Genomic DNA, 24,407 nt, shown 5'->3' with positions numbered 1-24,407 from the left:
GGAACCCTATTTCAGGCAGCTACCCGCGTCGACGGGCAGGGTCACGCCCGTGATGTACCGGGCCTCGTCCGAGGCCAAAAACAGCACCGCGTTGCTGATGTCGATGGGATCCACCCACGGAATCGGCAGCGTGTGGAACATCTGGCAGATCGGCGCCATGTCATCGGGCCCAGGGCTTTTTAGGTCGGGGCGGAACATCTTGAACGTTCCCTCGTTGTGCAGCATCGGCGTGCTGACATGCGTGGGGTGCACGGAGTTGACGCGAATCATGTGCTGTCCCAACTCGACTGCGAAGGAACGCATGATGCCCACCACACCGTGCTTGGCGGCGACGTAGCTGCCGCAGTGCGGGTAGGCCTTCAGCCCGCCCACCGAGCTCGTCAAGACGATGGACCCGCCGTTACCACCCGCGATCAGGTGCGGCACACCGGCTTTCACCGACTTCCAGACGCTCGACAGGTTGACGTCAATCATTTCCTGCCAGTCGTATTCGCTGGTCTTGTCCAGGGTGTCGCCGCCGTTGCCGATGCCGGCGTTGGCCACGATGATGTCCAACCGGCCGAGTTGTTCCACACCGCTGTCGACCGCGGCCTTCAGCGCGTCGTAGTCGCGCACGTCGACCTCGGCCGTGACGATCCTGCGGTTGTGGCCCTTGACCAGGTCGGCCGTCTCCGCCAAGTCCTCGGGCGTCGACGCCGGAATGGTGGTGTTCCGCACGATCGGCTTGCAGACGTCGACGGCGATGATGTCGGCGCCCTCCTGCGCCAACCGCACCGCGTGGCTGCGGCCCTGACCGCGCGCGGCCCCGGTGATGAAAGCGACCTTGCCTTCAACGCGTCCGGTCATAATAACCTCATTTCTCAACTGGCTCAGCCGATTACGGCTGGCATAATCTCCCATCCCCGCACCGTCGACGTCGGAGATAGCGGGGCTTGGCAAAGGTCGACGTCCCACTCGGGGAAGCGTTGGACAGCACGCCGGGTGGGATGTCGCCGAACCGGCTCAGGGCGTAAAAACCGTGCTGCCCGTTGTAGTGGAGCGTGCAGCCCGACGTCGTACGGATCGAAGTAGATCTCGCTGGCCGCGCTGAGTGTCACGGGTATCAAATCGCCTCTCGCCGGAACCGCGTCCCCCGGATCGCGGATTCGTGCCGCTTTTGAACTCTGTCATCAGCGACCGACGGGTGTCAACGGCGAATCCGTTTCTGCTATCTCTAGTTCTGAAAATTAGAGAACCATGTTCTCGCCAGCCCGGCGGGCGCGTTGTTTGCTTACTTCCCGGGTGGGGGTGCGGCGAGGGTCAGCGGACGAATCCGCGTGAGCAGAAATCCCATACCTCGTCGGCGGTGATGGGGTGGACGGTGGCGTCGTCGGAGCCGCCGCTGGATTGCGCGATGAACATCACCGTCTGCATCGTCATGGCGGCCACCCGCTTCGGATTGATCCCGGCGCGCAGCTTGCCGGCGTCGCAGGCGGCTTCCATGAGCTCGGTCAGCAACGCCAATAGCGGGGCGTGGGCGACCTTGACTTCGGCCGGATGGGTCACCAGCAACCGCGGCGCGAAGTCGGTGAACAGCGGCCGCTTGGCCGTCGGGTCCGGGCGCGATGCCTCGTAGAGCAGTTCGACGGCGACCTTCAGCCGCTCCAGCGGATCGGTGTGGCTTTCGGTGGCGGCGCGGATCTGGTCGGCGGACCGGCTCAACGCGTCTTCGAACAGCGCCAGCAGCAGCTCGTGCTTGCCGTCGAACTGCAGGTAGAAGCTCCGCAGCGACTGGCGGGACCGGTCCACGACCTCTTGGACGGTAAAGTCGGTGCTGCCCTTTTCGATGATGATCGCCTGTGCGGCGTCGAGGAAGCGCTGAACGCGCTGGGCGGCCCGCAGTTTCGCGGTCTTGATGGACCGCTCGACGGCGCGCTGCTTCCAGGCCGGCTCTTCGCTCGGGTTCGTCACGGGCGGCTCAGGTGATTGCCGTGTGGGGAGAACATGATTGGACTCTACCGGAGAACGCCGTGCCATCGCTGCGCTCGACCCCCTCACGGAAGCTGTTTTTGAGATTGTAACTTTCTCACGACGAGAATACTATTCTCTTAGACATGTGTTTGGAAGTTTAATCGCAAGAGCGAATCGCGCCGCAACCGAGAATCCGCAAACCACCCGGCAGGGAGTGCTGTGCAGCTGACCTTTGACCGCGACGTCGAGGCGTTCCGCGCCGAATTCGTAGCGTTTCTCGACGAGCATTTGCCGCCCGACGCGGCGGCGGGGGAGCGGCCGCGGTCCAGCTCGCACGTCCCGGAATGGGCGCGTCGCTGGCAGCGGCTGCTGTTCGACCACGGCTGGCTGCTGCCCGGCAACCCGCCCGAGTTCGGTGGGCGCAACGCCACGCTGCTGCAGCAATACGTGTATCTGGAGGAGTTGGGGCGCCGGCGGATCTGCCAAAGCTTCAACCCGCAGGGGGTGGGCATCGTCGCGGCGTCGCTGCTGGCGTTCGGAACCCCCGAGCAAAAACGGCGGTGGGCGGTGCCGATCCTGCGCGCCGAGATCACCGCGTCACTAGGGATGAGCGAGCCCGGCGCGGGCTCGGACTTGGCTTCGCTGAAAACGCGGGCGGTGCTCGACGGCGACCACTTCGTCGTCAACGGGCAGAAGGTGTGGACCTCGGGCGCCCACGACGCCGACGTGTTGTTGGCGTTCGTGCGCACCGACCCCGAGAAGCCAAAACACAAGGGCATCAGCGCATTACTGATCCCGACCGACACACCCGGCGTGGTGTGCCGCCCGTTCGCGTCGATGTGCGGCAGCGACGACGTCGACTTCAACGAGGTGTTCTTCACCGACGCCCGGGTGCCCGCCGAGAATCTGGTCGGTCAGCTCAACGGGGGCTGGCGGGTGGCGACCGGTTCGCTCGGGCACGAGCGCATCATGTTGTGGACGGGGTACGTCGACCTGTTGCACGCGCTGACCGCCGATTTCGAGCCGTCGGGAACGCTCGAGCGGGATCGCTACGCCACTTTGGTGATGGACGCCCAAGCGCTGCGGCTGCTGGGGTCGGCCGCCCTGGCGCGCGCGGCTCGCGGCGAGGAGGACGTCCCCGCCCAATCGGTGCTCAAGCTCCTAGGTTCGGAGGCCCTGCAGCGCGCTTCCGAGGACGCGCTGAACGCCGCGGGCGCCGACGGTTTGGTGGCCCGCGCGGTCAGCGCCCCGGTCGCGCCGTTCGATCTGGACAGCCACTACCGGAGCTGGTTCGACCGATACGCGCGGACCTTCGCCGCGACGATCGCCGGCGGCACGTCCGAAATCCAGCGAAACATCATCGCCGAGCGGGTGTTGGGCCTGCCGCGCAACTAGCGGGCGTCCAACCAGGCGTAGTAGGCGATCGCCGCCAGGCCCGCGGCGATCGACGTCGCGCCTAACGCCATGCCCGCCAGCGCGATTCGGGGATTGTCCGCCTCGCCCCGCTGCACTCTCCGGCGGCCGACGTCGCCGGTGATCACCGCCGCGATCCCGAACGGGACCCCGATCAATAGCCAACACGTGCCGAGGGCGACCAGTCCCACCAACAGCGAGGCGACGCCGACCTCGTTGCGGGGTGCGTCGGGGTGGCTCATCGGGTCCTATCCTTCGAAGACCAGACGAGTCTACGCGGGGCCCGCGGCGGAGTCCCCGCGCGCGGCGCCCGGCCACCGCGGCGTCGTCAGAGCTGGGCCAGCCGCGGTGCGAATCCCTTGGCGCGCAACACCGCTCCGGCCTCGCGGGTCAGTTCCCGGGCGCTGCCGAGCAGGCCGTCGAGGACCAACGACCGCTTGACGAGGTGATGCAGGCGGTGCTCGGCGGTAAAGCCGATGCCGCCCAGCACCTGCTGGCAGTGCCGCGCGGCGGTCAGCGCCGCCTGTCCCGCCGCGGCCTTGGCCAGCAGGGCGGCCAGGCCGTCGGGGTCGTCGGATTGCGCGCCGGCGGCGTCCAGCGCCGCTTCGGCTCCCTCGATAGCGACGAGCGTCTCGGCCAGCCGGTGCCGGATCGCCTGGAACGAGCTGACGTGGCGGCCGAATTGGACCCGGTCGACCGCGTGCTGACGCGCCAGCGACAGCATGGCCCGCCCGGTGCCGACCAGCCACCAGGACACTGCCACCCGCCCGGCGGCCAGCGCGGCCGGCGAGAGCGAACCGCCTTGCGCCCAGCGGGCCAAGGGCAGCTCGTCGAGGGCGGAGCCCGGGGTGTCGCCGCGCTCCCACACCACCCACGCGCCACCCGCGAACGGCAGCGGCAGGGTGCCGCCGGGCGCGGCGCCGGCGGCGCGCAGCATGACGTCGTTGAGCGCCGGCGCGTGCGCCCCGGTCTCGCCCAGCAGGCCGAACACCAAAGGGATTGCGGCGTCTGGTATTTCGTCGAGCATGTCGAGCCAGCCCAGGTCGATCAATGCCGCGTCGAGCTTGGCGCCCGAGGCCGCGACCATGGTTGTGCGCATCGAATCGGCCAGCAGGCGCAGCGATTCGGGGTCCGTCGAGGGGTCCACGATTCACTCCTTCCCGAGGTCGAGCAGCCGGCGGGCGATGATGTTGCGCTGGATCTCGGCGGTGCCGCCGTAAATGGTCGCCGCGCGCGAGTACAGGTACTCCGATCGCCACGGGGTGTCGTCCAGCTCGACCGTCCCTGGCAGCAGGTCGCGGACGGTGTCGTACAGGCGTTGCTCGGCGGTGGCGAGCAGCACCTTGTCCACCGAGGTGTCGGGGCCCAGCCGGGCGCCGTCGCGCAGCCGGTGCTGGGTGCGGCGGGATCGACAGCGCAGCGTGTGCAGGGCCAGATAGGCCGAACCCAGCTCGTATTCGTCGGGGTCCTTCGCCTCCTCGATCAGCGAGTCGAACCGCGAATACAGGTAGGCGATCCGCTGCCAGAAGCAGGTTGAGCGTTCGTAGGGCAGCAGGTCCATCGCCAGCCGCCAGCCGTCGCCGGGCCGGCCGAGCATCCGGCTCGACGGGATCACGACGTCGTCGTAGTAGACCTCGCAGAACTCGTCGACCCCGTGCATGGTGCGCAGCGGCCGAATGGTGATCCCCGGGGAGTCCAGATCGACGAAGAACGCGGTGATGCCGTCGTGGCCCGGGGCGGTCCGGGTGAGCAGGATGCATCGGGTCGAAAACTGCGCGAAGCTGGTCCAGACCTTCTGCCCGTTGACGATCCAGTTGTCCCCGTCGGGTGTCGCGCGGGTGGACAGCGAGGCCAAGTCGCTGCCGGAGCCCGGTTCGGAAAAGCCTTGGCACCATTGCTCTTCGCCGCTGAGCAGCCGCGGCACCATTTCCGCCGCGAGTTCGGCCGGTGCGTATTCGATCATCGTGGGCGCGAGCACTTCGGCCATCGAGTAGGGGCCCGGCTCGGCGAGCCGACGGCCCACCACCTCCTCGCCGACGATCGCGCGCAGCAGCGCGGGACCGCCCAACCCGCCGACCTCGACCGGCCAGCCGTACCGCATCCAGCCGGCGTCGTAGAGGGCCCGGTGCACCCGGGCGAGCTGGCGCATCTGGGCCTGCAGGGAATGCTCCGGCCCGGGAGTCAGGTCGTTGTCGTCGAGCCAGGAACGCAGGTCGGCTCGGAACTTTTCGACATTCACGGCGCGGGGCGGCCCACGGCGTGCGGGCGCCCTGAGTCGTGCGCGCCGCTGCGCCGGATGAAGGTCATGGCGCGGGTTTTCAGCCGCCAGCCATCGGCGGTGCGGGCGTAGGTGTCGCGGTAGTAGCCGATGCGCATGTCGTGGGTGGCGTGGTCGATGAAGCACAGCGGCTGGGTGCCGCTCGCCGAGTCCCCGTCGAGGTCGACCACCGCCGTTCCGGTGAGGAACAAGCCCTTTGGTGCGGCGGCCACCAGCTCCGGGAACCGGTCCAGGCGGTAGGTGTCGCCGAAGGCGCTGTAGGTGCCGTCGGGCGTGAACACGGCGATCAGGCCGTCGATGTCTTCCTGGGTGATGGTGACCGCGTAACGGGCCAGCAGTTGCTGGATCTCGACCAGGTCATCAGTTCTGGTTGGCATAGACCCTGCCGCCTTTCATGACAAAGCTGACGTTGCGAGTAACGGTGATGTCTTGCAAGGGGTTTCCCGGCACCGCGATGATGTCGGCGAGCTGGCCCGGCGCGAGTCGACCGCGGTCGCCCGCGTTGATCAGCTCGGCGGCGGTCACGGTGGCCGCCCGCAGCACCGCCAGCGGGGGCAGGCCCCATTCGACCAGGGTGACCAGTTCATCGGCGTTGCGGCCGTGCGGGATTGCGGGAGCGTCGGTGCCCACCGCGATCTTCACGCCGGCTTTGTGCGCGGCCAGGATCGAGGCGCGCGACTTGGGGAACATCTCGGCGGCCTTGGCCTGGAGTTCGGGCGGGGCGTGCGACACGTCCATGCCCTCGGCCAGGCGCCGGGTGGAAACCAGAAACGTGCCGTGCTCGACCATCATCGCGATCGCGTCGTCGTCGACGAGGAAGCCGTGCTCGATGCAGTCGATGCCGGCCGCGACGGCGTGCTTGACCGCGTCGGCCCCGTGCGTGTGCGCGGCGACGCGCAGCCCCCGCCGATGTGCCTCGTCGACGATCGCCCGCAGCTCGTCGTCCGAATAGTGTTGCGCCCCAGGCGGTCCCGTCAGCGACATCACGCCACCCGAGCAGCAGACCTTGATCAGCTCGGCGCCGTGCTTGATCTGGTATCGCACCGCCCGGCGGATCTCGTCGATCCCGTTGGCGATGCCCTCCTCGACCGTCAGGTCCAGCACGTGCGGCGCGAAAGCGGCGAACATCGTCGGATCCAGATGGCCGCCGGTGGGTGTGATGGCGTGACCGGCCGGCACCACCCGCGGGCCCTCGATCCAGCCCGCGTCGATGGCCTTGCCGAGCGCGACGTCCAGCAGGTAGCCACCGGTCTTGACGAACAGCCCCAGGTTTCGCACCGTGGTGAACCCGGCGCGCAGCGTGCGGCGGGCATTGCCGACCGCGCGCAGCACCCGCGTCGGCGGGTCGTCCTGGACCTGGGACAGGCCGGGTTTCTCCCCGCGCCCGCCCATGAGCAAATTGACCTCCATGTCCATCAGGCCCGGCAACAGGATCGCCTCGCCGAGGTCGATCAGCTCGCCCTGGATGTCACCGCCCACTTCGACGATCCGGTCACCGTCGATGTGCAGGACGCCGGGCCGGCGGATCTCACCGGCGTCGACGTCGAGCAGCCCGGCGGCCTTGAGCGTCAGCACCGTTTAGATCACCGGCTCGCGGATCAGTTCCACCCACGCCGCCCCGCTGTCGGGCACCCGGGGCTGCTTCCAGGCCTCAACGGGAAACGACACCATGACCAGCGACTGCATCAGGTGCATGAGGGTACGCGCATCGTCGGGCAGGTCGTCCAGCGGGAACTTGTCGCAGTAGGCGATGACGTCGTTCAGACGGGGGAACGCGGCGTCGTAGAACTCCTGCATCTCGATCATCGTCGAGGCCAGGCGCTTGGCGTAGCGCTCGGGCTCGGTGGCGAGGTCCCACTCCAGATATGGCTCCAGGTCGGCAAATTCAGCGGGCAGCGACGTGGCCATTGTTCTGGTACTCCTTCACGTAGTCGGCGGTCGTCTTGTGCAGGTGACGGATGAGGACCTCCTGATCGCACAGCAGGAACTCCTTGACCGCCCGGGTGCCGATCATGGTCTGGGTCGCCTCGAGCGTGTTGGCGTCCTGAAGCGCGTATTCCTTGAACGTCACCGCGGCCAACTCCTGGGCCAACCGCTCCCGCGCGTTTCTCGGCGGGACGAAATGCAGCGTGCACTCGAAGATGTGCTTGTCCACGGCCGTCGGCCAGTAGTGGTAGGTCAGGAACCAGCCCGGCTCCCAGATCAACAACATGAAGTTCGGGTAGAACAGCCACGAGTCGATGCCCCACTGCGGGGCCCTCGTCACGTTGACACCCGGTGGCAGCTCGAGGTTCTCGATGATCTCCGGCTTGTCCCACGGACCGAACAACCCGCTGCGCAACACCTGGTCCATCGGCTTGACCATCGACATGTCCGCGGGCGGCGCCTGACCGCCCCAGGTCGACTGCAGGTTGTGCGGGCCGGCCAGTTCGTAGTGCAGCGCCTCGTAGCCGTACTTCTGGATCTTGGCGGCCTCCTCCTTGGTGTACTGCCCCTGGTGCAGGATCGGCGCGTGATAGAACTCGACGAACGCGTCGATGAACAGCTTCCAGTTGCTGCCGATCTCGGCCCGGTAGGAGTAGGTCTCGGTCATCGCGCCGAACGGGTAGCCCTCGATGCTCTTGGCCAGCGGCCCAAGGTAGTCGGTGAGCGGCGCCGCGTTGTCGTCAAAGTTGACGAAGATAAAGCCTTCCCACAGCTCGCAGCGCACCGGCGCCAGGCCGTACTGGCTTTTGTCGACGTCGAAGAACTCACCTTCCTGCTGGATGAATGTCAACTCGCCGTCGAGGTTGTAGCGCCACGCGTGGTACTTGCAGGTGAACTGCCGGCACGTGCCCGAGGTCTCCTGATGCGGAAAGTTGTTCCACACCAGCTTGTTTCCGCGGTGGCGGCAGATGTTGTGGAACGCCTTGACCGACCCGTCCTTGGTCTTGACGATGATCACCGACGTGCCGGGGCCCGCCGACGGCAGTTCCTTGGTGAAGTAGCTTCCGGTGCGGGGTAGGCGCTCGACCCGGCCCACGTTGAGCCAGGTCTTCTTGAAGATTGCCTCGCGCTCGGCCTCGAAGAACGCAGGATCGATCGAATCGGTGTAGTCGACCGGCGCGGTCCCCAGTTCGGGGTAGTTTTGCGTCCAGCTTCCCGCGGCCGGCTTCGCGAAGTGAGCCAATGTTCCTACCTCTCGTTTTCCAGCTCGACGCCAAAAGTGTTGATGGCCATCGCGAGTGCGATGTAGCCGCCGACGGTGAAGACCAGGTCCATCCGCTGGCGTTCGTCAAGCCGTTCGCCGAGGGCGGCCCACGTCCGGTCGGAAAGCTCTGACGTTTCGTCCAGCTCGTCGACGGCGGCGAACACGGCGCGGTCGAAGTCGTCGTCCGGCTCGCCGGTTTGGGCGGCGGCGACGTCGGCCTCCGACAGTCCCGCCCGCGCCCCGATCTTCACGTGGTGTGACCACTCGTAGGCGCAGTTGCGCCGATGGGCGACCCGCAGGATCGCCTGCTCGCGCACGCGCGCCGGCAGGGTCGAGCCGTACAGCAGGTACCCGCTGAACCGCAAGAACGCGCGCGCCAGCTTCGGGTGGCGCGCGAGGGTCGACATGAGCGTGCCGGCGGCCTCGGGATTGCGCCGTTCCGGGGGCAGCATGCCGGACAGGGCCTGGTCGACCGACTCGTCCCACTCGTCGGCCGGCAGCGGCTGCAGGCGCATCCCGTAAGCTCCTCTCGGCGTCCGTTCGCTCACCTCTCGGTGAAAGAGAATCAGATTCTCATTTCCAACCAATAGAGTTGCATGATTCGCCCTGGCGGTCAATGCCGGAGCGTGCGCACGCCGACGTCATCCGGTGGCGGGCCGGGCCGCGCCGGCCCGGTCCCGGTTGACGTTCCGGCGGCGGCGAAACCACGCCTTTTGCGTCCGTTAAACGCCCCGGTCGCGGCGCCGGACTGGGCGGCCGGCTAGCGGGGACGGTTACGCTGAATGTTGATTCTCGCTTCGGGAGAAGATAGTTTTCAAAAGTGATCTTGACGCCAGCGACCGATGGATCCGACGAGAGGGAACGGCCATGAACAAAGAAGACATGATCCTGATCAGCGTCGATGACCACACCGTCGAGCCGCCGGACATGTTCAAGGACCACCTGCCGAAGAAGTACCTCGACGACGCGCCCCGGCTGGTGCACAACCCCGACGGCTCGGACATGTGGAAGTTCCGTGACACCGTCATCCCCAACGTGGCGCTCAACGCGGTGGCCGGCCGGCCGAAAGAGGAGTACGGGCTGGAGCCGCAGGGTCTCGACGAGATCCGACCGGGTTGCTACAACGTCGACGAGCGCATCAAGGACATGAACGCCGGCGGCATCCTGGCCTCGATTTGCTTTCCCTCGTTCCCCGGCTTCGCCGGGCGCCTGTTCGCCACCGAGGACCCCGAGTTCTCGGTGGCTTTGGTGCAGGCCTACAACGACTGGCACATCGACGAGTGGTGCGGCGCGTACCCCGCGCGGTTCATCCCGATGGCGTTGCCGGTGATCTGGGACGCCGAGGCCTGCGCCGCCGAGGTGCGGCGCGTCTCGAAGAAGGGCGTCCACGCGCTCACATTCACCGAGAACCCCGCCGCGATGGGCTACCCCAGTTTCCACGACCCATACTGGAACCCGCTCTGGGAAGCGTTGTGCGACACCAACACCGTGATGAACGTGCACATCGGATCCTCCGGCCGGCTCGCGATCACGGCGCCCGACGCGCCGATGGACGTGATGATCACGCTGCAGCCGATGAACATCGTTCAGGCGGCCGCGGATCTGCTGTGGTCCAGGCCGATCAAGGAGTACCCGGACCTCAAGATCGCGCTCTCCGAGGGCGGTACCGGGTGGATCCCCTACTTTCTCGAGCGGGCCGACCGCACGTTCGAGATGCATTCGACGTGGACGCACCAGAACTTTGGCGGCAAGTTGCCCAGCGAGGTCTTCCGTGAGCATTTTTTGACATGCTTCATCAGCGACAAGGTGGGCGTGCAGCTGCGTAACATGATCGGCATCGACAACATCGCCTGGGAAGCCGACTACCCGCACAGCGACTCGATGTGGCCGGGAGCGCCCGAAGAGCTGTGGGACGTCCTCAGCCTGAACAACGTGCCCGACGACGAGATCACGAAGATCACGTACGAGAACGCGATGCGCTGGTACTCGTTCGACCCGTTCACCCACATCACGCGGGAGCAGGCGACCGTCGGCGCGCTGCGCAAGGCCGCCGAGGGACACGACGTCTCCATCCGCGCGCTCAGCCACCACAAGGAAACCCGGTCGGGTTCGTCGTTCCAGGACTTCGCGGCCAACGCCAAAGAGCTCACCGGCAACAGGGACTGAGGCGCTAGCGGATCGCAAGCGCGCCGGTGCATTCGAACCCATAAGGAGATCCAGCAGTGCCCGGCGGTGGAATGAATTTCGAGCTGACCGATGACCAGGAGCTGATTCGCCGGTCGGTCGCCGAGCTGGCGCGCAAGTTCGACGACCAGTACTGGATGGAAAAAGACCAGGCGCACGAGTTTCCCACCGAGTTCTACAAGGCCATCGCCGACGGCGGTTGGCTGGGCATGACGATTCCCCCCGAATACGGCGGCCACGGCCTCGGCATCACCGAGGCGACGCTGTTGCTCGAGGAGGTCGCCAAGTCCGGCGGCGGCATGAACGCCGCCAGCTCAATTCACTTGTCCATCTTCGGAATGCAACCCGTCGTGGTGCACGGCTCTGATGAGCTCAAGGCGCGCACGCTGCCCTCCGTCGCGACCGGCGAGGTGCACGTGTGCTTCGGGGTGACCGAACCCGGCGCCGGGCTCGACACGTCGCGCATCACCACCTTCGCCAAGCGCGACGGCGATCGCTACGTCGTCAACGGTCGCAAGGTGTGGATCTCCAAAGCCATGGAGTCGGACAAGATCCTGCTGCTGACCCGCACCCAAAGCTACGACGAGGTCACCAAGAAGACCGACGGGATGACGCTGTTCCTCACCGACCTCGACCGCAGCAGGGTCGACATTCGTCCGATCCGCAAGATGGGCCGAAACGCCGTCAGCTCCAACGAATTGTTCATCGACAACCTCGAGGTTCCCGTCGAGGACCGAATCGGCGAGGAGGGCAAGGGCTTTCAGTACATCCTCGACGGGCTGAACCCCGAGCGGATGCTGATCGCCGCGGAGGCGCTGGGCATCGGGCGGGTCGCGCTGCAAAAAGCGGTGCGCTACGGCAACGAGCGTGAGGTGTTCGGCCGGCCCATCGGCATGAACCAGGGCCTGCAATTCCCGTTGGCCGACTCGCTGGCCCGGCTGGACGCGGCCGAGCTGATGCTGCGCAAGGCCACCTGGCTGTACGACAACGGCAAACCGTGTGGGCGCGAGGCCAATACGGCGAAATACCTGTGCGCCGACGCCGGGTTCACCGCCGCCGACCGCGCGTTGCAAACCCACGGCGGCATGGGCTACTCGGAGGAATACCACGTGGCGCGCTACTTCCGCGAGGCCCGGTTGATGAAGATCGCGCCGGTCAGCCAGGAGATGATTTTGAACTTTTTGGGATCGCACGTCCTGAAACTGCCGAGGAGCTATTGATGACCGATCCGGTGTTCGACCAAACGGAGTAGACGCATGCGTGAGACAGTCATCGTCGAGGCGGTACGCACGGCCGTGGGGAAGCGCAATGGCGGGTTGTCGGGCATGCACGCCGCCGACCTGTCCGCCGTCGTGCTCAACGAACTGCTGAACCGCACCGGTATCGGTCCGGAGATCATCGACGACGTGATTTGGGGTTGTGTGTCCCAGGTCGGCGACCAGTCGAGCAACATCGGGCGCTACGCGGTTTTGGCCGCCGGCTGGCCGGAGAGCATTCCCGGAACCACCGTGAATCGGGCATGTGGTTCCAGCCAGCAGGCGCTCGACTTCGCAGTGCAGGCCGTGATGTCGGGTCAGCAGGACGTCGTCGTCGCCGGCGGGGTGGAGGTGATGAGCCGCGTTCCGCTGGGAGCGGCCCGGGCAACGGGGATGCCGTATGGACCCAAAGTCCTTGCCCGCTATGACGATTTCTCGTTCAACCAGGGCCTGTCGGCGGAGATGATCGCCAAGAAGTGGGGATTCTCCCGCACCCAGCTCGACGAATACTCCGTCCGATCCCACGAACTGGCCGCCGCGGCCCAAGACGGCGGCGCCTTCACCGAGCAGATCGTGCCCGTCTTCACCGGCGATGCCGCGGTCCCCGACGTCATCGCGGCCGACGAGGGCGTGCGGCGCGGCACCACCGTCGATAAGTTGGCCGGGCTCAAGCCCGCCTTCGTCGACGACGGCGTCATCCACGCGGGCAATTCCTCGCAGATTTCCGACGGGGCGGCCGCGCTGCTGGTGACCACCTCGGCGATGGCGGTCGAGTTGGGCCTCACGCCGCTGGTGCGCTATCGGGCCGGCGCCGTAACCGGGGCGGACCCGGTGCTCATGCTCACCGGCCCCATTCCGGCAACCGAAAAGGTGCTCGCCAAGGCCGGCGTCGCGCTGTCCGAGGTCGGCGTCTTCGAGGTGAACGAGGCGTTCGCGCCGGTCCCGCTGGCGTGGCTCGCGGAAACGGGAGCGGACCCGACGCGCCTCAATCCGCTGGGCGGCGCCATCGCCCTGGGCCACCCGCTGGGCGCCTCGGGGGCCGTGCTGATGACCCGGATGGCCCACCACATGCGCGACAACGGCATCCGCTACGGCCTGCAGACCATGTGTGAGGGCGGCGGAACGGCCAACGCCACCCTCGTCGAGCTCGTTTCGTAAAGCCGTCCCGCTGAGACGCTTGTCACACCGGCCAAACCAACCTACTGTGTGTTCAGTAGGTTGGTGTTCGATCGGGAGGCCGGTTGCCCGTCGCAAGGCGATACGACACGCTTCTCGCCAAGGGCGAGGACCGCAAGCAGCGGATCCTCGACGTCGCCCAGCGGCTGCTCACCCGCAACGGCTGGCGCAACACCACGCTGGCCCAGATCGCCGGCGCGGCCGGAGTCACCCCGGCGGGCCTGCTGCATCACTTCGAATCCAAGGACCAGCTGCTGCACGCGGTCCTGGACGCCCGTGACGCCGACGACGATTCGCACGCCGACCGGGCCGGTGACCTCCTCGTCGAGATCGCCCGCGTCGCCGACCGCTTCACCCGCGCGCCGGAGCTGGTGGGCACGTTCACCGTGCTGCTGGTGGAGAACATCCTTCCCGATGCCCCGCTGCACGACAGGATGCTGTCCCGCCAGCGGGAAGCGATCGACATCGTCGCCGAGTTGATCCGCCGAGGTCAGGCGGACGGCCGGTATCGCGCGGACATCGACCCCGCCGTCAAGGCGATCGAAATTCTCGCCTTCGTCCATGGAATGGAAACGATATGGTTGCTCGACCCTTCGATACCGCTGACCGACGCGTTCAAGGAGTACGCGGAGGCGCTGTCACGGGACTTCGCGCCGCCGACGACGAACGAGAAGACATGAGGTACCGGCTCGACGTCGTCGCCGCCGACGTCGTCGACGTGGTGCGGTTCGCCGGCGGCTGGCTCTTCGACCGGGCGATGGCCGGATGGGACGTCACCGTGCTGCTGCCCGACCTTGCCGAGCAACCCGACCGGCGGCCGCTGCAGATCCTCGGGGCCCGGGTGCTCGACCTCGAGGCCGCGTTGGCCTCGGTGGGATCCCGGCCCCGGCCGCAGGCCCTGGCGGCCGCGGCGGACCTCGTGGGCTGCGACTCGCGGGTGCGCCTGGGCGTGCTGCAGGCCCTCGATCACGGCGTCACCGAGGTGACGCTGTGGGGAGAAACCTGGCCGGTCGAGCTCGACGACAGCGTCGGCCTCGTCCAGCACCCGCTGAGCATTGCCGCGACGATCTTCAAGGGCAAGGCGTTAGCGGCCGCTTTGGAGGTCCGGGCGGTGCCGCACGATTCGATCGGCTCCCTCGAAACCTTCTGCAGCGGGCTGCTGGCGTGCGCCTCGGTCGCCGCGGATCTGGTTCCGGCCGGCTGAAGCCGCGCCGCCGCGTCGTAGCGCCGGCCGCGCCGTGGGCGCGGGTGCGTCTCGTTGACGCCGACCGGACCGTGTGGAAATGTAATGCTCATCTCTGAGAGGATGATTCTCACTAAGCGAGATTCGAACGGAGCAAGCAATGGTGAACGACGTCACCGAGATGGACTTCTTTCGCGACAGTCGGCTCATCGAGAATCCGTACCCGTACTACGAGGCGCTCCGTGCGCAGTGCCCGGTCACCCGGGAGAACCACCACGGGGTCACCATGGTGACCGGCTGGGACGAGGCCTGTGCGGTGCTGAACGACGCCGAGACGTTCTCGTCCTGCATCTCGGTGACCGGCCCGTTTCCCGGCTTCCCGGTGCCGCTCGAGGGTGACGACGTTAGTGAGCTGATCGAGCGGCACCGCGACGAGCTGCCGTTCAGCGACCAGCTGCCCACCCTCGACCCGCCGACCCATACCAACCATCGCGCCCTCCTGATGCGGCTGATCACCCCGAAGCGCCTCAAGGAGAACGAGGACGCGATGTGGATGCTCGCCGACCGGGCGCTCGACCCGTTCCTGGCTCCGGGGCACGGTGAGTTCATCAAGGGCTTCGCCGGCCCCTTCACGCTGCTGGTCATCGCCGACCTGCTGGGTGTGCCCGAGGAGGATCGCGACACGTTCGTCAAAGGCATCCGCCAGCACTCCGGTGGCGGCGTCGGTGGTACCGGCGAGGAAGCGCTGGCGCACAGCCCGCTGGAATTCCTCTACGGCCTGTTCTCGGACTACGTGCGGGACCGCCGCCGCGAGCCCCGCGACGACGTGCTGACCGGCCTGGCGACCGCCACCTACCCGGACGGCTCCATCCCCGACGTCGAAGACGTGGCCCGCGTCGCCAGCAACGTCTTCTCGGCGGGCCAGGAGACCACCGTGCGGCTGCTCGGCGCCGCACTGCAGACCCTCGGCGAGCGCCCCGACATCCAGGCGCAGTTGCGCAAGGACCGCAGCCTGATCCCGAACTTCATCGAGGAGGCGCTGCGCATCGAAAGCCCGGTCAAGGGCGACTTCCGGCTCAACCGGGTGCCCGTCAAAGTCGGCGGGGTCGACCTGCCCGCGGGCACCACCGTGATGGTCGTGCAGGCCGCCGCCAACCGCGACCCGCGCCGGTTCACCGACCCGGCCACATTCGACCCGGCCCGCAAGAACGCCCGCCAGCACATCTCGTTCGGGAGGGGCATCCACAGCTGCCCCGGCGCGCCGCTGGCGCGAGCCGAGACCCGCGTCGCGATCGAGCGGATGCTCGACCGAACGGCGGAGATCAGAATCGACGAACGCGTTCACGGTCCGGCGAATGACCGCCGCTACCAATATGTTCCGACCTACATCCTGCGGGGCTTGACCGAGCTGCATCTGGAGTTCACACCGGCATGAGGGTCTCGGTCGACGACCAGCGCTGCCGCGGGCACGGCGTCTGCGTCACGCTGTGCCCGGAGGTGTTCACCCTGACCGACGACGGATACGCCGTGGCGATAAGCTCCGACGTACCAGCCGAATTCGAGGCAGCCACCCAGGAGGCCATCGAATGCTGCCCCGAACAAGCCATCAGCGAAGCCAAAGACCAACCACACTAAGGAGATTCGAGTGGCAAACGGGCCGAAAGGGTACGTCATCCTCACCGAGGCCATCAAGGATCCGGAGGGCATGAAGGCCTACGCCCAGGCCGCCGGCGCCACGATGGGCGGTGTCAACATCCTCGCGGTGGACACCGCCCCGAAGGTCGTCGAAGGCACGTGGCACGGCGACCAGACCGTCGTGCTGGAATTCGAGTCGGTGGACGCCGCCCGCGCGTGGTACGAGTCCGACGCCTACCAAAAGGCCGCGAAACTGCGGCAGGCGGCCGCCGACTGCAACGCGGTCATCCTCTCCGGCTTCCAAGTGCCTTCGGCCGCGGGCTGATCGCTACTCGACGATGGAGATCGCCTGCCGGGGGCATTGACGAACCGCTTCCCGCACGTCCGCCTCGATCTCCGGGGTGACCTCGGGTTGCAACACCGTCAGCATGTCGTCGTCACCGAGGTGAAAAACCTCGGGATTGATGCCCATGCAGACCCCGTTGCTTTCGCACAGGTCCCAATCGACTTCGATTCTCATTTCAGCACCTTCACCGGTACGTGCTTCCACCCCATGACGTTCTGCATGTGGACGCGCTCGCAGCCGTCCCAGTCCACCTCGTAGCGGGGCATGAAGTCGAGCAGCTTCTCCAGCGCGAGCGCGCTCTCCATGCGCGCCAGCGCCGCCCCCAGGCAGCTGTGAATCCCATACCCGAATCCCATGTTCTGCGCTTCGGTCCGGTCACGGTCGATGTCGAACTTGTCCGGATCGGTCCACGCCTCGGGGTCGCGGTTGGCCGCCCCGTTGATGAGGAAGATCGGCTTCCCGGCCGGAATCGTGACGCCATGCAGGTGAACGTCTTTCATCGAGCGACGGACCTGGTATTGCGACGGCGCCTCGTAGCGCAATAGCTCTTCGACCGCGGCGGGGATCTTGCTGCGGTCCTCCAGCAACTTCTGCCATTGGTCGGGAAAGCGTGCGAACACCACCGGCGCATTGCCCACCAGCTTGGTGACGGTCTCGGCCCCCGCGCCGCCCAACAGCGTTGCGAAACCGGCGATCTCGAGGTCGTCGAGCTTGCGCTTCTCCCCGTTCTCGCATTCCAGCTCCGCCTCGATGAGCTTGGTGAACAGGTCGTCACGCGGCCGGTCGCGGTGTTGCTTGACCAGGTCGAAGTAGAGCATCGCGGTATCGATGCTGGCCTGCATGCCCGCCTCGCCGACTTCGACCTGCCCGGGTTCGCGGGTCAGCGACTCGTCGATCCAATGGCGGATCTGCTGGGCGTGCTCCTCCGGAACCCCCAGCATCGTCGTGATCACCTCGACCGGGAAGGGGCCGGAGAAGTCCTGCACGGCGTCGAACCGCTCCGGGTCGACCGCGCCGAGATACTTGTCGATCTTCTCGGCGACCATCTGCTTCTGCGACTGAATGGCCCGAGGGGTGAAGACCTTGTTGAGCAGGCTGCGCATGTGCCGGTGGTCCGGCGGATCCATGAAGATGATCGCCTGCGGCGGCTGTTGGCCGGATCGCACCATCGACAGGTCGATGCCGTAGGCCGACGAATACGTTTCGTAATCCTTCAGGCCCGCGGCGACATCCGCGTGCCGGGTCAGCGCGTAGAAGTCGTACTTCTCGCTGTAATAGACCGGTGCTTCTTCCTGCATTCGCCGGTACGTTTCCCAAGCGCCGTTGAAGAATTCCTCGGAGAACGGATCGAAGACCAGCTTCGATGTGGTCATTGGTACTCCTGGCTGGCGGGTTGCGGGCTGACCGTTACAGCTGATTGCCTGACTGTAACGCTAACGGTAGCGGTTTCGTGACGCGGCGAAAAGACCAAAACGGTGCCATTTCATGCCTTCCCGGCCTTGTCTGCGACGGGCTCGATGGCGTCGATGACGTCGTCCAGCGCGCCCAGGCCGCTGCCGCATTCCTCGGCGATGCCGCGGACGACGGCGACGTCCTTGCCGACGAATTCGCCGGTGAGTTGAAGGAACGACGCGACCGAACCCCGCGCGGCCACGATGTCGAGCACCCGGCTGGCCGCGCTGCCATGGCGGAGCGCGGCCAGCAGGGTCGGCTCCGGCACGCCCAGCCGCTCGCCGAGCCGGATGGACTCGGCAAGCAGGCCCACGTGGCCCGCGAACAGCGCGTTGTTGACCAGCTTGACCCTCTGACCGGAGCCGATCGGCCCGACGTGCAGGACCGGGTCGCCGTAGCAGCCCAGCACCGGGCGCGCCCGGGCCACGCCGTCCTCGGCGCCCCCGACGAACAGCGTCAGCTTGCCGGCCGCCACGTCGTGCGGCCCGCCGCTGACCGGCGCGTCGATGACGTCAACGTGCCCGCCACGTCCAGCGGCGGCCTCGATGGCTTCCATGGTTTTCGGGCTCGCGGTGGTGTGCACCACCAACGACGAACCGGGCGGCATCGCGGGCAGCAGGGCACCGTCCAGGCACACCTGCCGGACCTGCCGGTCGGTGAACACGCAGACCACGACGACATCGGCGCCGGCGCCGGCGCCGGCGACGTCGCCCACCGCCCGGGCGCCCAGCTTTTCGAGTTGCCGCCGGGTCTCGGCGGTGCGACCCAGGGCCCGCACGTCGTGCCCGGCCTCGACGAGGCGGGCCACCATCGGGCGTCCCATCCGGCCGGCGCCGACGAACCCGACCCTCATCGGGCCGTCACCGCGGATGACCCATCAAGCTCAACGTGGCATCGGCCGCCTCCAGCACGGCCCCACCTGTCGTCCCGGCCTGCTCGGCGAGTTCGACGATCAAGCGGACGTCCTTTTGCAGCAGTGTGCCCGCTAGACCGGCCAACCGTTGCAGGCCGCCGATCCCGCCAAGGGCGTTGAGCGCGAAGCTGTTCGCGCTGCCGCGCGAGGCGACTTCGGTGAATCGGTCCGGGGCTATCCCCAGCGCGTCGGCCAACGACAACGCCGTGGCCGCGGTGCCCAGGTTGGCGGTGAACAGCAGGTTGTTGAGCAGCTTGGTGGTTTGTCCCGAGCCGAGGTCGCCGAGGTGAACGACGGGATCGCCGTAGGTTGCGAACACCGGGCGGCACCGTTCGACGACGTCGGCGTCGCCGCCGACCATCACCAGCAGGCGCCCTTCCGACGCCGCCGGTCCGCCGCCGCTCACCGGGGCGTCGATTACCGAAATGCCTTGGGCGCCAGCCGTTTCGGCTAGCCTCCTGCAGGTGTTGGGGTGCACGGTGCTGTGGACCGCGATGACGCCGCCCGGTGGCATCGACGCCAGCAGCCCGCGCTCGCCTCCGGTGATCTCCTCGATGTCGGCGTCGCCGACGACGCACAGGCAGACCAAATCGCAGCCCGCGGCCAGCGCGGCCGGTGACTCGGCCAGGATCGCCGGGGTGTCGGCGAACGGCTCGAGCGTGGCGGGTCTGCGCGCCCACAGCGTCGTCTCGTAGCCGGCCTCGACGATCCGCCGGGCCATCGGGCCGCCCTGGCTGCCCAGCCCGATGAAACCGACCCTCACCCCGCCTCCAAATCGTCTTCCGGTTCAGCAGTTCGCGCAGCGACGCATTCGTCCACGAACGCAAGGACTTTCGCGTGGTACTCGGCGGCGGCGTGGCCCAGGCTGATGTTGTGCCCGGCTCCCGGTTGCCGATGAACGACGAACCGAGTCGCGCTGGAGAACAGGGCGGTGATTTCGGCTACCGCCGAATCATCGGCCTGCCAGACCTTTTCGTGCTCGGCGACGCTGAAGTGCACCGGGACGCGAACGGCGGGCGCGAGCTCCGGGAAGGTTTGGCGGGCCCAGTTCGACACCATCTGGTCCTCGTAGGCCGGCGCCGACGGGGAGACCGTCGCACCGCCGAGGACCTCGGGCGGGTACAGCTCCTCCGGGCTCCATAGCAGGCCGCGCATGCCCGGCGGTCGGTTTTCGCGGGTCGCCGTTTTCAGTATTTCCCGAGCCGCGGGGTGATAATGCCGGCCGGTGCCCGCGAGCTCGATGCCGAGCAGCCCCGCGCCGCGCTCGGCGGCGGCCATTCGCAGCACCAGTTCACACCCGCCCGAGTGGCCCCACACGAACAATCCGGCGCCGCTTGGTCGTTCGCCGAGAATGCGGTCGATCGCCCCGTAAGCCAGCTTGACACGCTGCTCGCCCTCGACCATCGCCTCCGGGTAGGGAGCCGAGCTGCCGTAGCCCGGTCGGTCGAGGGCCACCACGGTGAATCCCGCTGCGGCGCCGGAGCGTAACAACGAATACGAAGGGTGGCCCGGGCAGTCGAAGTAGATGGCGGTGGTGCCTCCGCCATGGATGGCCACGATCACGGCCTTGGGCTCGGGTGCCTCGGCGACCAACGCCGACATCGGGACGCCGTCGACGATCACCACCCGCGGGCGCACCGTCATGCGCGCGGTCATGCATCCGCCCGCAGCAGGAGCACCCCGCTCGGGGTGAGGCCGCCGCTGCTGACCACGCCGACGCGGGCGCCCGGGACCTGGCGGTCGCCGGCCTCCCCGCGCAGCTGGCTGATCGCCTCGTGCAGCAGGCCCATGCCGTGGGTGCGGCCGTGCGACAGCTGGCCGCCGTGGGTGTTCAGCGGCAGCTGGCCGTCGCGCGCGATGTTCTTGCCGCCGTCGAGGAAATCCTTGGCTTCACCGATTCCGCAGAAGCCCAGCGCCTCGATCCAGGACAGGCAGTTCATCGTGAAGCCGTCGTAGAGTTCGGCGACGTCGACGTCGGCGGGCCGCAGTGAGGTGCGCGTCCAGACGTGCGCCGCCTGACCCAGCACCTGGGGCTCGTGGGTGAGAGTGCTTTGGTCCCAGTCGATTCGCTCGACGATCTGGGTGCCCACCGCCTCCACCAGCACGGGCGGCTTGGCGAGGTCGCGGGCGGCGTCGGCGGCGGAGACGACGACGGCGATGGCGCCGTCGCACGGCACGTCGCAGTCGTAGAGGCCGAAGGGTGTGGTGATGGGCCGCGCATTGAGATAGTCGTCCATCGTCATCGGGCTGCGGTAGACGGCGGTGGGGTTGAGTTCGGCGTTGGCGCGCTGGTTCAGCGCGATCCAGCCCAGCGTCTCTTTGGTTGTGCCGTAACGATGGAAGTGCCGTTGCGCGTTCATCGCCAGCGTGTGGGCCGCCGACGTGGCGCCGAACGGGAACTGCCAGCCGGCCGTGCGTCCCATGGACGGGGTGATCTTGCCCTGCTTCATCAGCTCGTTGAAGGTGGCCTCCCACAGCGTCCGGAAGCACAGCACGTGACGGGCCAGCCCGCCGGCGACGGCGAGCATCGCGGCGATCACCGAGCCACCGGGCCCGAACGTTTCGATGCCGCCGTTGTGCCAGGTCGGCCGGATGCCCAGCGCCGCCTCCAGCGCCGTGACCCCACCCTCGCCGAACCCGCCGAGGTTGCCCCCGCCGGGGTACGTCGACAGGCCGTCGATGTCGGCGAACGTCAGCCCCGCATCCGCGATCGCGGCCTCGCAGGCCTGCACGGTCAGCGCGAGCGGCGGCTGCATCAGCCGGCGCCCGATCGGCGACATCCCGATCCCGGTGAGCGCGACCTTGTCCTCGAACTTTTCGGCCGTCAGCATCGGGCGGACATGCTCGCCGAATCGCTCGGGCGCGATCTCGTCGTCGGGCAGCGCGGCGGGCTCCGCGTCCGCGACAGGGCGAAACAGCGGCAGCCAGACGTCCTCGATGTGCTCGAAGACGACCTCCACCACTTGGCCGAGCTTGAGCCGATCCGGTTCGCACTCAACGATATTGGTGGTCAGCCGAACCCGCGGGTCTTCCTCGATCGCCACCTGCGCGATGACGTAGGGTGCGGGCATTCCGGGCACGCTGAACCGATGGTTGACGGTGAATCCGGCCAACGTCGCCCGGCCGGAGACGGCCCGCACCCCCATATCGCGGGATCGGCAGTACCGGCACACCGGGGCCGGGGGATGGATCAACGACTGGCAGGCCCGGCACTCCTGCAGTCGCAGGGTGCCGTCGGCACCGGACGTCCAGAAAAACTCGTTGTCGAGAGTGACCAGGGGCAGCGGGCGTCCCGGTGCAGCTGACACGTCACCTCCACGAGTAGGTGTCGGGCGGTAGGCCCGTTATACTAATCGGAGAATTACGTTATCACCTCCGAACAGGCACGATCTAGGCGCGCCGCGCCATGTGCGGGGCCGTCAGAGCGGCACCCACACCCCGCCGACGTAAACGCCCCATTGGTGAAAGCCGTTGCTCCACATCGGGGCGTGCGGGGCCCACTGCGGCCACGGGGGAGGTGGTGGGGCATCCGGCGGCGCGAACGAGGGCGCGTACGGCGGGGGAGCCCTATACCAGTCAGGCGGCGGAGGTGGCATGGTGCACGCACCTGTCACGGGATCGTTCGACATATTGGACCCGCATTCCGCCGAGCTCAGCGCCGGCGTCGCGATTCCCGCGACCGCCATCGACACGAACACGGCCGCGCCGGCGGCGGCCGAACGTACCAACAATCTCATGGTGGGCCTCCCGGAGGGACCATCCCGACCTTGATCGCTTCAGCTTATGCCTTCGGCACCGGGCCAACCAGGCGTCGGTCAGCGGGTGAAACCCCACTCCGCTTCGTTCGACTCGACCTTGAGGCGCGCGGCGGGATCGTCGGCGCCGTCTGGGGGACGCGCCACGTCATCGGGTCGGCGTTCGTCCAACTCCATGATGGCGTGCGCCGGGCAATCCATCAGCGCGCGCATGACGGCGTCTCGGTCGGCCTCGGGCACGGTGCCGTCCCCGATCAAAGAGGCGTAGCCCCAGTCGTCGAGCGAGAAATACTCGGGAGCGTGCTTGGCGCAGATGCCGAAGCCGTCGCACAGTGTGCGGTCGAGGTGGACTTTCATGCCGTCGGTCACGCGTACACCACCGCCTCCGCCTCGAAAGGCCGTTCGGCGCTGAACATCTGGTTACGGCAGGGCCCGCAGCCGTCGCCCAGGTGCCCGGCCACCGCTTGCGGGAACTGGTCGAGCAGCGTTGCCGCCACGTTGGTCGCGGCGTCCAGCGTGGCGCAGGCGCCGCGGCCGCGCAGCGTCACCGACCAGCGCCGCAGCCGCTCCAGGTCCTCCGACGTGGCGGTGCCGTCGCGCAGCGCGGCGGCGCCGGCGGCCATCGCCGCGGTGCCGTTGAAACACGAACCGCACTGCCCGGCGTTTTCGCGGTCGAAGTACGCCAGCACCGACGCGGCGACCGCGACGGGACACTCGTCGGCCAGCACCGCGATCGCACCGCAGCCCAGGCCGCTGCCGAGGCTCCGCAGCGTCTCGTGGTCCAGGGTGGCGTCCAGCACGGCCCGGTTGAGCAGTCCGGCGAAATAGCCGCCCAGCAGCGCGCCTTGGACGCGATCGGGCGAAATACCATGGTGGGCAACCAATTCGCGGAACGGCAGGCCGTGGGGAATCTCGTAAAGCCCCGGCGGCCGGCCGGCACCGGTCAGGGTGACCAACAAGGTGCCGGGCGAGGACGCGGTGCCCTGCGCGCGGAACGCCGCGGCGCCGCGCTCCTGCACGAAGGGCAGGTTGGCCAACGTCTCCACGTTGCTGACCAGGGTGGGCCGCCCGCCGACGCCCTTCTGGAAGGGCCGCGGCGGCTTGTCCGTCGGCTTGACCGGGCCGCCGTTGATCGCGCGGGTGACCGCGGTCTCCTCGCCGGCGATGTACCCCGGGGCGACGGTGAACACCTCAATCGCGATGTCGTCGAACGCATGTTCCGTCAGCGCGGCTTCGACGCTTCGGGCGGCCTCGGGGTCCGAGACGTAGACGTAGGCCCGGCGGGCCGCCACCGTCGCCGCCGCCAGGCGCAGCCCGTCGAGAACCAGGTGGGGCCGGTTCCGCAGCAACCAGCGGTCCTTGATCGACGCGGGCTCCCCCTCCTCGCCGTTCGCAACGACGACCGGGTCACCGGCGAGGCGGCCGTTGTCGCGCACGGCCCGCAGCTTTACCGCGAGAGGGAAGGCCGCGCCGCCGCGCCCTTGCAGCCCGCTGCGTTCCACCTCGCCGAGCAGTTCGTCGGCGTCGGCGAGGGGACGGTAGCCGCCGAGGTTGCGGTAAGCCTGGTAGCTCTCCCGCCCGCGCCCGGATTGGTCGCCGAGCAGGCGCGACGGACACCCGGGCCAGGTGGTGACTGTGATGCCCGGCGCGGTGCTGGTGTCCATCAGCTTCCCTCC

General features: G+C 67.8%; 28 protein-coding genes and 1 pseudogene. 10 read left to right on the top strand and 19 right to left on the bottom strand.

Going from position 1 to position 24,407, the window contains the following annotated elements; all coding sequences use genetic code 11:
- Positions 1 to 6: 6 nt before the first annotated feature.
- Complete coding sequence (locus AWC19_RS02075; RefSeq protein ID WP_085076434.1) at positions 7 to 846, bottom strand: mycofactocin-coupled SDR family oxidoreductase; 840 nt, start codon at positions 844 to 846, stop codon at positions 7 to 9.
- Positions 847 to 1,299: 453 nt separating this feature from the next.
- On the bottom strand, positions 1,300 to 1,950 hold the full coding sequence (locus AWC19_RS02065; RefSeq protein ID WP_085076432.1) for a TetR/AcrR family transcriptional regulator: 651 nt from the start codon (positions 1,948 to 1,950) through the stop codon (positions 1,300 to 1,302).
- 219 nt (positions 1,951 to 2,169) lie between these two features.
- Between AWC19_RS02065 and AWC19_RS31490 the strand changes: the two are divergent.
- Both AWC19_RS31490 and AWC19_RS31485 read left to right on the top strand, forming a co-directional pair.
- Positions 2,170 to 2,823, top strand: a pseudogene (locus AWC19_RS31490) (acyl-CoA dehydrogenase family protein); the annotation flags it as partial.
- Complete coding sequence (locus AWC19_RS31485; RefSeq protein WP_483869928.1) at positions 2,821 to 3,345, top strand: acyl-CoA dehydrogenase family protein; 525 nt, start codon at positions 2,821 to 2,823, stop codon at positions 3,343 to 3,345. The pseudogene AWC19_RS31490 and the gene AWC19_RS31485, both read left to right, overlap by 3 nt.
- On the opposite strand, the gene AWC19_RS02055 is transcribed toward AWC19_RS31485, so the two are convergent.
- The 8 genes from AWC19_RS02055 to AWC19_RS02020 form a co-directional block, all read right to left on the bottom strand.
- Complete coding sequence (locus AWC19_RS02055; RefSeq protein ID WP_085076430.1) at positions 3,342 to 3,605, bottom strand: DUF4190 domain-containing protein; 264 nt, start codon at positions 3,603 to 3,605, stop codon at positions 3,342 to 3,344. The genes AWC19_RS31485 and AWC19_RS02055 overlap by 4 nt on opposite strands.
- An 86-nt stretch (positions 3,606 to 3,691) precedes the next feature.
- On the bottom strand, positions 3,692 to 4,510 hold the full coding sequence (locus AWC19_RS02050; protein ID WP_211284821.1) for an acyl-CoA dehydrogenase family protein: 819 nt from the start codon (positions 4,508 to 4,510) through the stop codon (positions 3,692 to 3,694).
- Positions 4,511 to 4,513: 3 nt separating this feature from the next.
- Complete coding sequence (locus AWC19_RS02045; protein ID WP_085076429.1) at positions 4,514 to 5,602, bottom strand: acyl-CoA dehydrogenase family protein; 1,089 nt, start codon at positions 5,600 to 5,602, stop codon at positions 4,514 to 4,516.
- Positions 5,599 to 6,018, bottom strand: coding sequence for a nuclear transport factor 2 family protein (locus AWC19_RS02040; protein WP_085076428.1), 420 nt, complete (start codon positions 6,016 to 6,018; stop codon positions 5,599 to 5,601). The genes AWC19_RS02045 and AWC19_RS02040 overlap by 4 nt, the downstream gene beginning before the upstream one ends.
- On the bottom strand, positions 6,002 to 7,216 hold the full coding sequence (locus AWC19_RS02035; protein WP_085076427.1) for a metal-dependent hydrolase family protein: 1,215 nt from the start codon (positions 7,214 to 7,216) through the stop codon (positions 6,002 to 6,004). Before AWC19_RS02035 ends, AWC19_RS02040 begins: the two co-directional genes overlap by 17 nt.
- Before the next feature lie 3 nt (positions 7,217 to 7,219).
- Positions 7,220 to 7,549: a hypothetical protein gene (locus AWC19_RS02030; RefSeq protein WP_085076426.1), complete on the bottom strand. Its 330-nt coding sequence runs from the start codon at positions 7,547 to 7,549 to the stop codon at positions 7,220 to 7,222.
- Positions 7,527 to 8,810: an aromatic ring-hydroxylating oxygenase subunit alpha gene (locus AWC19_RS02025; protein ID WP_085076425.1), complete on the bottom strand. Its 1,284-nt coding sequence runs from the start codon at positions 8,808 to 8,810 to the stop codon at positions 7,527 to 7,529. Before AWC19_RS02025 ends, AWC19_RS02030 begins: the two co-directional genes overlap by 23 nt.
- 5 nt (positions 8,811 to 8,815) lie before the next feature.
- Positions 8,816 to 9,346, bottom strand: a complete 531-nt coding sequence (locus AWC19_RS02020) for a carboxymuconolactone decarboxylase family protein (RefSeq protein ID WP_085076424.1) — start codon at positions 9,344 to 9,346, stop codon at positions 8,816 to 8,818.
- Positions 9,347 to 9,698: 352 nt separating this feature from the next.
- Here AWC19_RS02020 and AWC19_RS02015 point away from each other — a divergent pair, with 352 nt between their 5' ends.
- From AWC19_RS02015 to AWC19_RS01980, 8 genes are all read left to right on the top strand, one after another.
- Positions 9,699 to 10,997, top strand: coding sequence for an amidohydrolase family protein (locus AWC19_RS02015; RefSeq protein WP_085076423.1), 1,299 nt, complete (start codon positions 9,699 to 9,701; stop codon positions 10,995 to 10,997).
- A 71-nt stretch (positions 10,998 to 11,068) separates the two neighbouring features.
- Entirely contained in the window at positions 11,069 to 12,235 is a 1,167-nt protein-coding gene (locus AWC19_RS02010) for an acyl-CoA dehydrogenase family protein (RefSeq protein WP_085076422.1), read from the top strand.
- A 36-nt stretch (positions 12,236 to 12,271) separates the two neighbouring features.
- Positions 12,272 to 13,429: a thiolase family protein gene (locus tag AWC19_RS02005; protein WP_085076421.1), complete on the top strand. Its 1,158-nt coding sequence runs from the start codon at positions 12,272 to 12,274 to the stop codon at positions 13,427 to 13,429.
- An 83-nt stretch (positions 13,430 to 13,512) separates the two neighbouring features.
- Positions 13,513 to 14,127: a TetR/AcrR family transcriptional regulator gene (locus AWC19_RS02000; protein ID WP_085076420.1), complete on the top strand. Its 615-nt coding sequence runs from the start codon at positions 13,513 to 13,515 to the stop codon at positions 14,125 to 14,127.
- Positions 14,124 to 14,651, top strand: coding sequence for a hypothetical protein (locus tag AWC19_RS01995; RefSeq protein WP_085076419.1), 528 nt, complete (start codon positions 14,124 to 14,126; stop codon positions 14,649 to 14,651). The genes AWC19_RS02000 and AWC19_RS01995 overlap by 4 nt, the downstream gene beginning before the upstream one ends.
- 139 nt (positions 14,652 to 14,790) lie before the next feature.
- Positions 14,791 to 16,065, top strand: coding sequence for a cytochrome P450 (locus AWC19_RS01990; protein ID WP_085076418.1), 1,275 nt, complete (start codon positions 14,791 to 14,793; stop codon positions 16,063 to 16,065).
- Positions 16,062 to 16,265 (top strand): ferredoxin, encoded by a 204-nt coding sequence (locus AWC19_RS01985; protein WP_085076417.1) that lies wholly within the window; start codon positions 16,062 to 16,064, stop codon positions 16,263 to 16,265. The genes AWC19_RS01990 and AWC19_RS01985 overlap by 4 nt, the downstream gene beginning before the upstream one ends.
- Before the next feature lie 10 nt (positions 16,266 to 16,275).
- Positions 16,276 to 16,590, top strand: coding sequence for a DUF1330 domain-containing protein (locus tag AWC19_RS01980; RefSeq protein ID WP_085076416.1), 315 nt, complete (start codon positions 16,276 to 16,278; stop codon positions 16,588 to 16,590).
- A gap of 3 nt (positions 16,591 to 16,593) precedes the next feature.
- On the opposite strand, the gene AWC19_RS01975 is transcribed toward AWC19_RS01980, so the two are convergent.
- From AWC19_RS01975 to AWC19_RS01935, 9 genes are all read right to left on the bottom strand, one after another.
- Positions 16,594 to 16,785, bottom strand: a complete 192-nt coding sequence (locus AWC19_RS01975) for a ferredoxin (RefSeq protein WP_085076415.1) — start codon at positions 16,783 to 16,785, stop codon at positions 16,594 to 16,596.
- Positions 16,782 to 17,984 (bottom strand): cytochrome P450, encoded by a 1,203-nt coding sequence (locus tag AWC19_RS01970; protein WP_085076414.1) that lies wholly within the window; start codon positions 17,982 to 17,984, stop codon positions 16,782 to 16,784. Before AWC19_RS01970 ends, AWC19_RS01975 begins: the two co-directional genes overlap by 4 nt.
- Positions 17,985 to 18,094: 110 nt before the next feature.
- Positions 18,095 to 18,916 carry an NAD(P)-dependent oxidoreductase gene (locus AWC19_RS01965; protein ID WP_085076413.1) on the bottom strand — a complete coding sequence of 274 codons (822 nt, stop codon included), beginning with the start codon at positions 18,914 to 18,916 and terminating at the stop codon, positions 18,095 to 18,097.
- A gap of 7 nt (positions 18,917 to 18,923) precedes the next feature.
- A complete protein-coding gene (locus tag AWC19_RS01960; protein ID WP_085076412.1) occupies positions 18,924 to 19,739 on the bottom strand; it encodes an NAD(P)-dependent oxidoreductase in 816 nt (271 codons plus the stop codon).
- Positions 19,736 to 20,632 (bottom strand): alpha/beta hydrolase, encoded by an 897-nt coding sequence (locus tag AWC19_RS01955; protein ID WP_085076411.1) that lies wholly within the window; start codon positions 20,630 to 20,632, stop codon positions 19,736 to 19,738. Before AWC19_RS01955 ends, AWC19_RS01960 begins: the two co-directional genes overlap by 4 nt.
- The gene (locus AWC19_RS01950; protein WP_085076410.1) at positions 20,629 to 22,284 is read right to left on the bottom strand and encodes a thiolase C-terminal domain-containing protein; all 1,656 of its coding nucleotides are present in this window, start codon (positions 22,282 to 22,284) and stop codon (positions 20,629 to 20,631) included. The genes AWC19_RS01955 and AWC19_RS01950 overlap by 4 nt, the downstream gene beginning before the upstream one ends.
- A gap of 111 nt (positions 22,285 to 22,395) precedes the next feature.
- Positions 22,396 to 22,713: a hypothetical protein gene (locus AWC19_RS01945; protein ID WP_085076409.1), complete on the bottom strand. Its 318-nt coding sequence runs from the start codon at positions 22,711 to 22,713 to the stop codon at positions 22,396 to 22,398.
- 78 nt (positions 22,714 to 22,791) lie between these two features.
- A complete protein-coding gene (locus AWC19_RS01940) occupies positions 22,792 to 23,088 on the bottom strand; it encodes a ferredoxin (protein ID WP_085076492.1) in 297 nt (98 codons plus the stop codon).
- An 8-nt stretch (positions 23,089 to 23,096) separates the two neighbouring features.
- Positions 23,097 to 24,395, bottom strand: coding sequence for an NADH-ubiquinone oxidoreductase-F iron-sulfur binding region domain-containing protein (locus tag AWC19_RS01935; RefSeq protein ID WP_085076408.1), 1,299 nt, complete (start codon positions 24,393 to 24,395; stop codon positions 23,097 to 23,099).
- Positions 24,396 to 24,407: the final 12 nt, after the last annotated feature.

It is taken from the genome of Mycobacterium palustre, from assembly GCF_002101785.1.
GTDB lineage: Bacteria > Actinomycetota > Actinomycetes > Mycobacteriales > Mycobacteriaceae > Mycobacterium > Mycobacterium palustre.
The sequence above is the reverse complement of the archived record's forward strand: the minus strand, read 5'-3'. Positions and strand labels throughout refer to the sequence as shown.

Coding starts and splice junctions, on each gene's coding strand:
- AWC19_RS01990 (WP_085076418.1), top strand. CDS start 14,791: ATGGTGAACGACGTCACCGAGATGGACTTCTTTCGCGACAGTCGGCTC.
- AWC19_RS01975 (WP_085076415.1), bottom strand. CDS start 16,785: ATGAGAATCGAAGTCGATTGGGACCTGTGCGAAAGCAACGGGGTCTGC.
- AWC19_RS01985 (WP_085076417.1), top strand. CDS start 16,062: ATGAGGGTCTCGGTCGACGACCAGCGCTGCCGCGGGCACGGCGTCTGC.
- AWC19_RS01970 (WP_085076414.1), bottom strand. CDS start 17,984: ATGACCACATCGAAGCTGGTCTTCGATCCGTTCTCCGAGGAATTCTTC.
- AWC19_RS01995 (WP_085076419.1), top strand. CDS start 14,124: ATGAGGTACCGGCTCGACGTCGTCGCCGCCGACGTCGTCGACGTGGTG.
- AWC19_RS01945 (WP_085076409.1), bottom strand. CDS start 22,713: ATGAGATTGTTGGTACGTTCGGCCGCCGCCGGCGCGGCCGTGTTCGTG.
- AWC19_RS02010 (WP_085076422.1), top strand. CDS start 11,069: ATGAATTTCGAGCTGACCGATGACCAGGAGCTGATTCGCCGGTCGGTC.
- AWC19_RS02015 (WP_085076423.1), top strand. CDS start 9,699: ATGAACAAAGAAGACATGATCCTGATCAGCGTCGATGACCACACCGTC.
- AWC19_RS01935 (WP_085076408.1), bottom strand. CDS start 24,395: ATGGACACCAGCACCGCGCCGGGCATCACAGTCACCACCTGGCCCGGG.
- AWC19_RS02030 (WP_085076426.1), bottom strand. CDS start 7,549: ATGGCCACGTCGCTGCCCGCTGAATTTGCCGACCTGGAGCCATATCTG.
- AWC19_RS02005 (WP_085076421.1), top strand. CDS start 12,272: ATGCGTGAGACAGTCATCGTCGAGGCGGTACGCACGGCCGTGGGGAAG.
- AWC19_RS01965 (WP_085076413.1), bottom strand. CDS start 18,916: ATGAGGGTCGGGTTCGTCGGCGCCGGCCGGATGGGACGCCCGATGGTG.
- AWC19_RS02055 (WP_085076430.1), bottom strand. CDS start 3,605: ATGAGCCACCCCGACGCACCCCGCAACGAGGTCGGCGTCGCCTCGCTG.
- AWC19_RS01940 (WP_085076492.1), bottom strand. CDS start 23,088: ATGAAAGTCCACCTCGACCGCACACTGTGCGACGGCTTCGGCATCTGC.
- AWC19_RS02040 (WP_085076428.1), bottom strand. CDS start 6,018: ATGCCAACCAGAACTGATGACCTGGTCGAGATCCAGCAACTGCTGGCC.
- AWC19_RS01955 (WP_085076411.1), bottom strand. CDS start 20,632: ATGACCGCGCGCATGACGGTGCGCCCGCGGGTGGTGATCGTCGACGGC.
- AWC19_RS02075 (WP_085076434.1), bottom strand. CDS start 846: ATGACCGGACGCGTTGAAGGCAAGGTCGCTTTCATCACCGGGGCCGCG.
- AWC19_RS02020 (WP_085076424.1), bottom strand. CDS start 9,346: ATGCGCCTGCAGCCGCTGCCGGCCGACGAGTGGGACGAGTCGGTCGAC.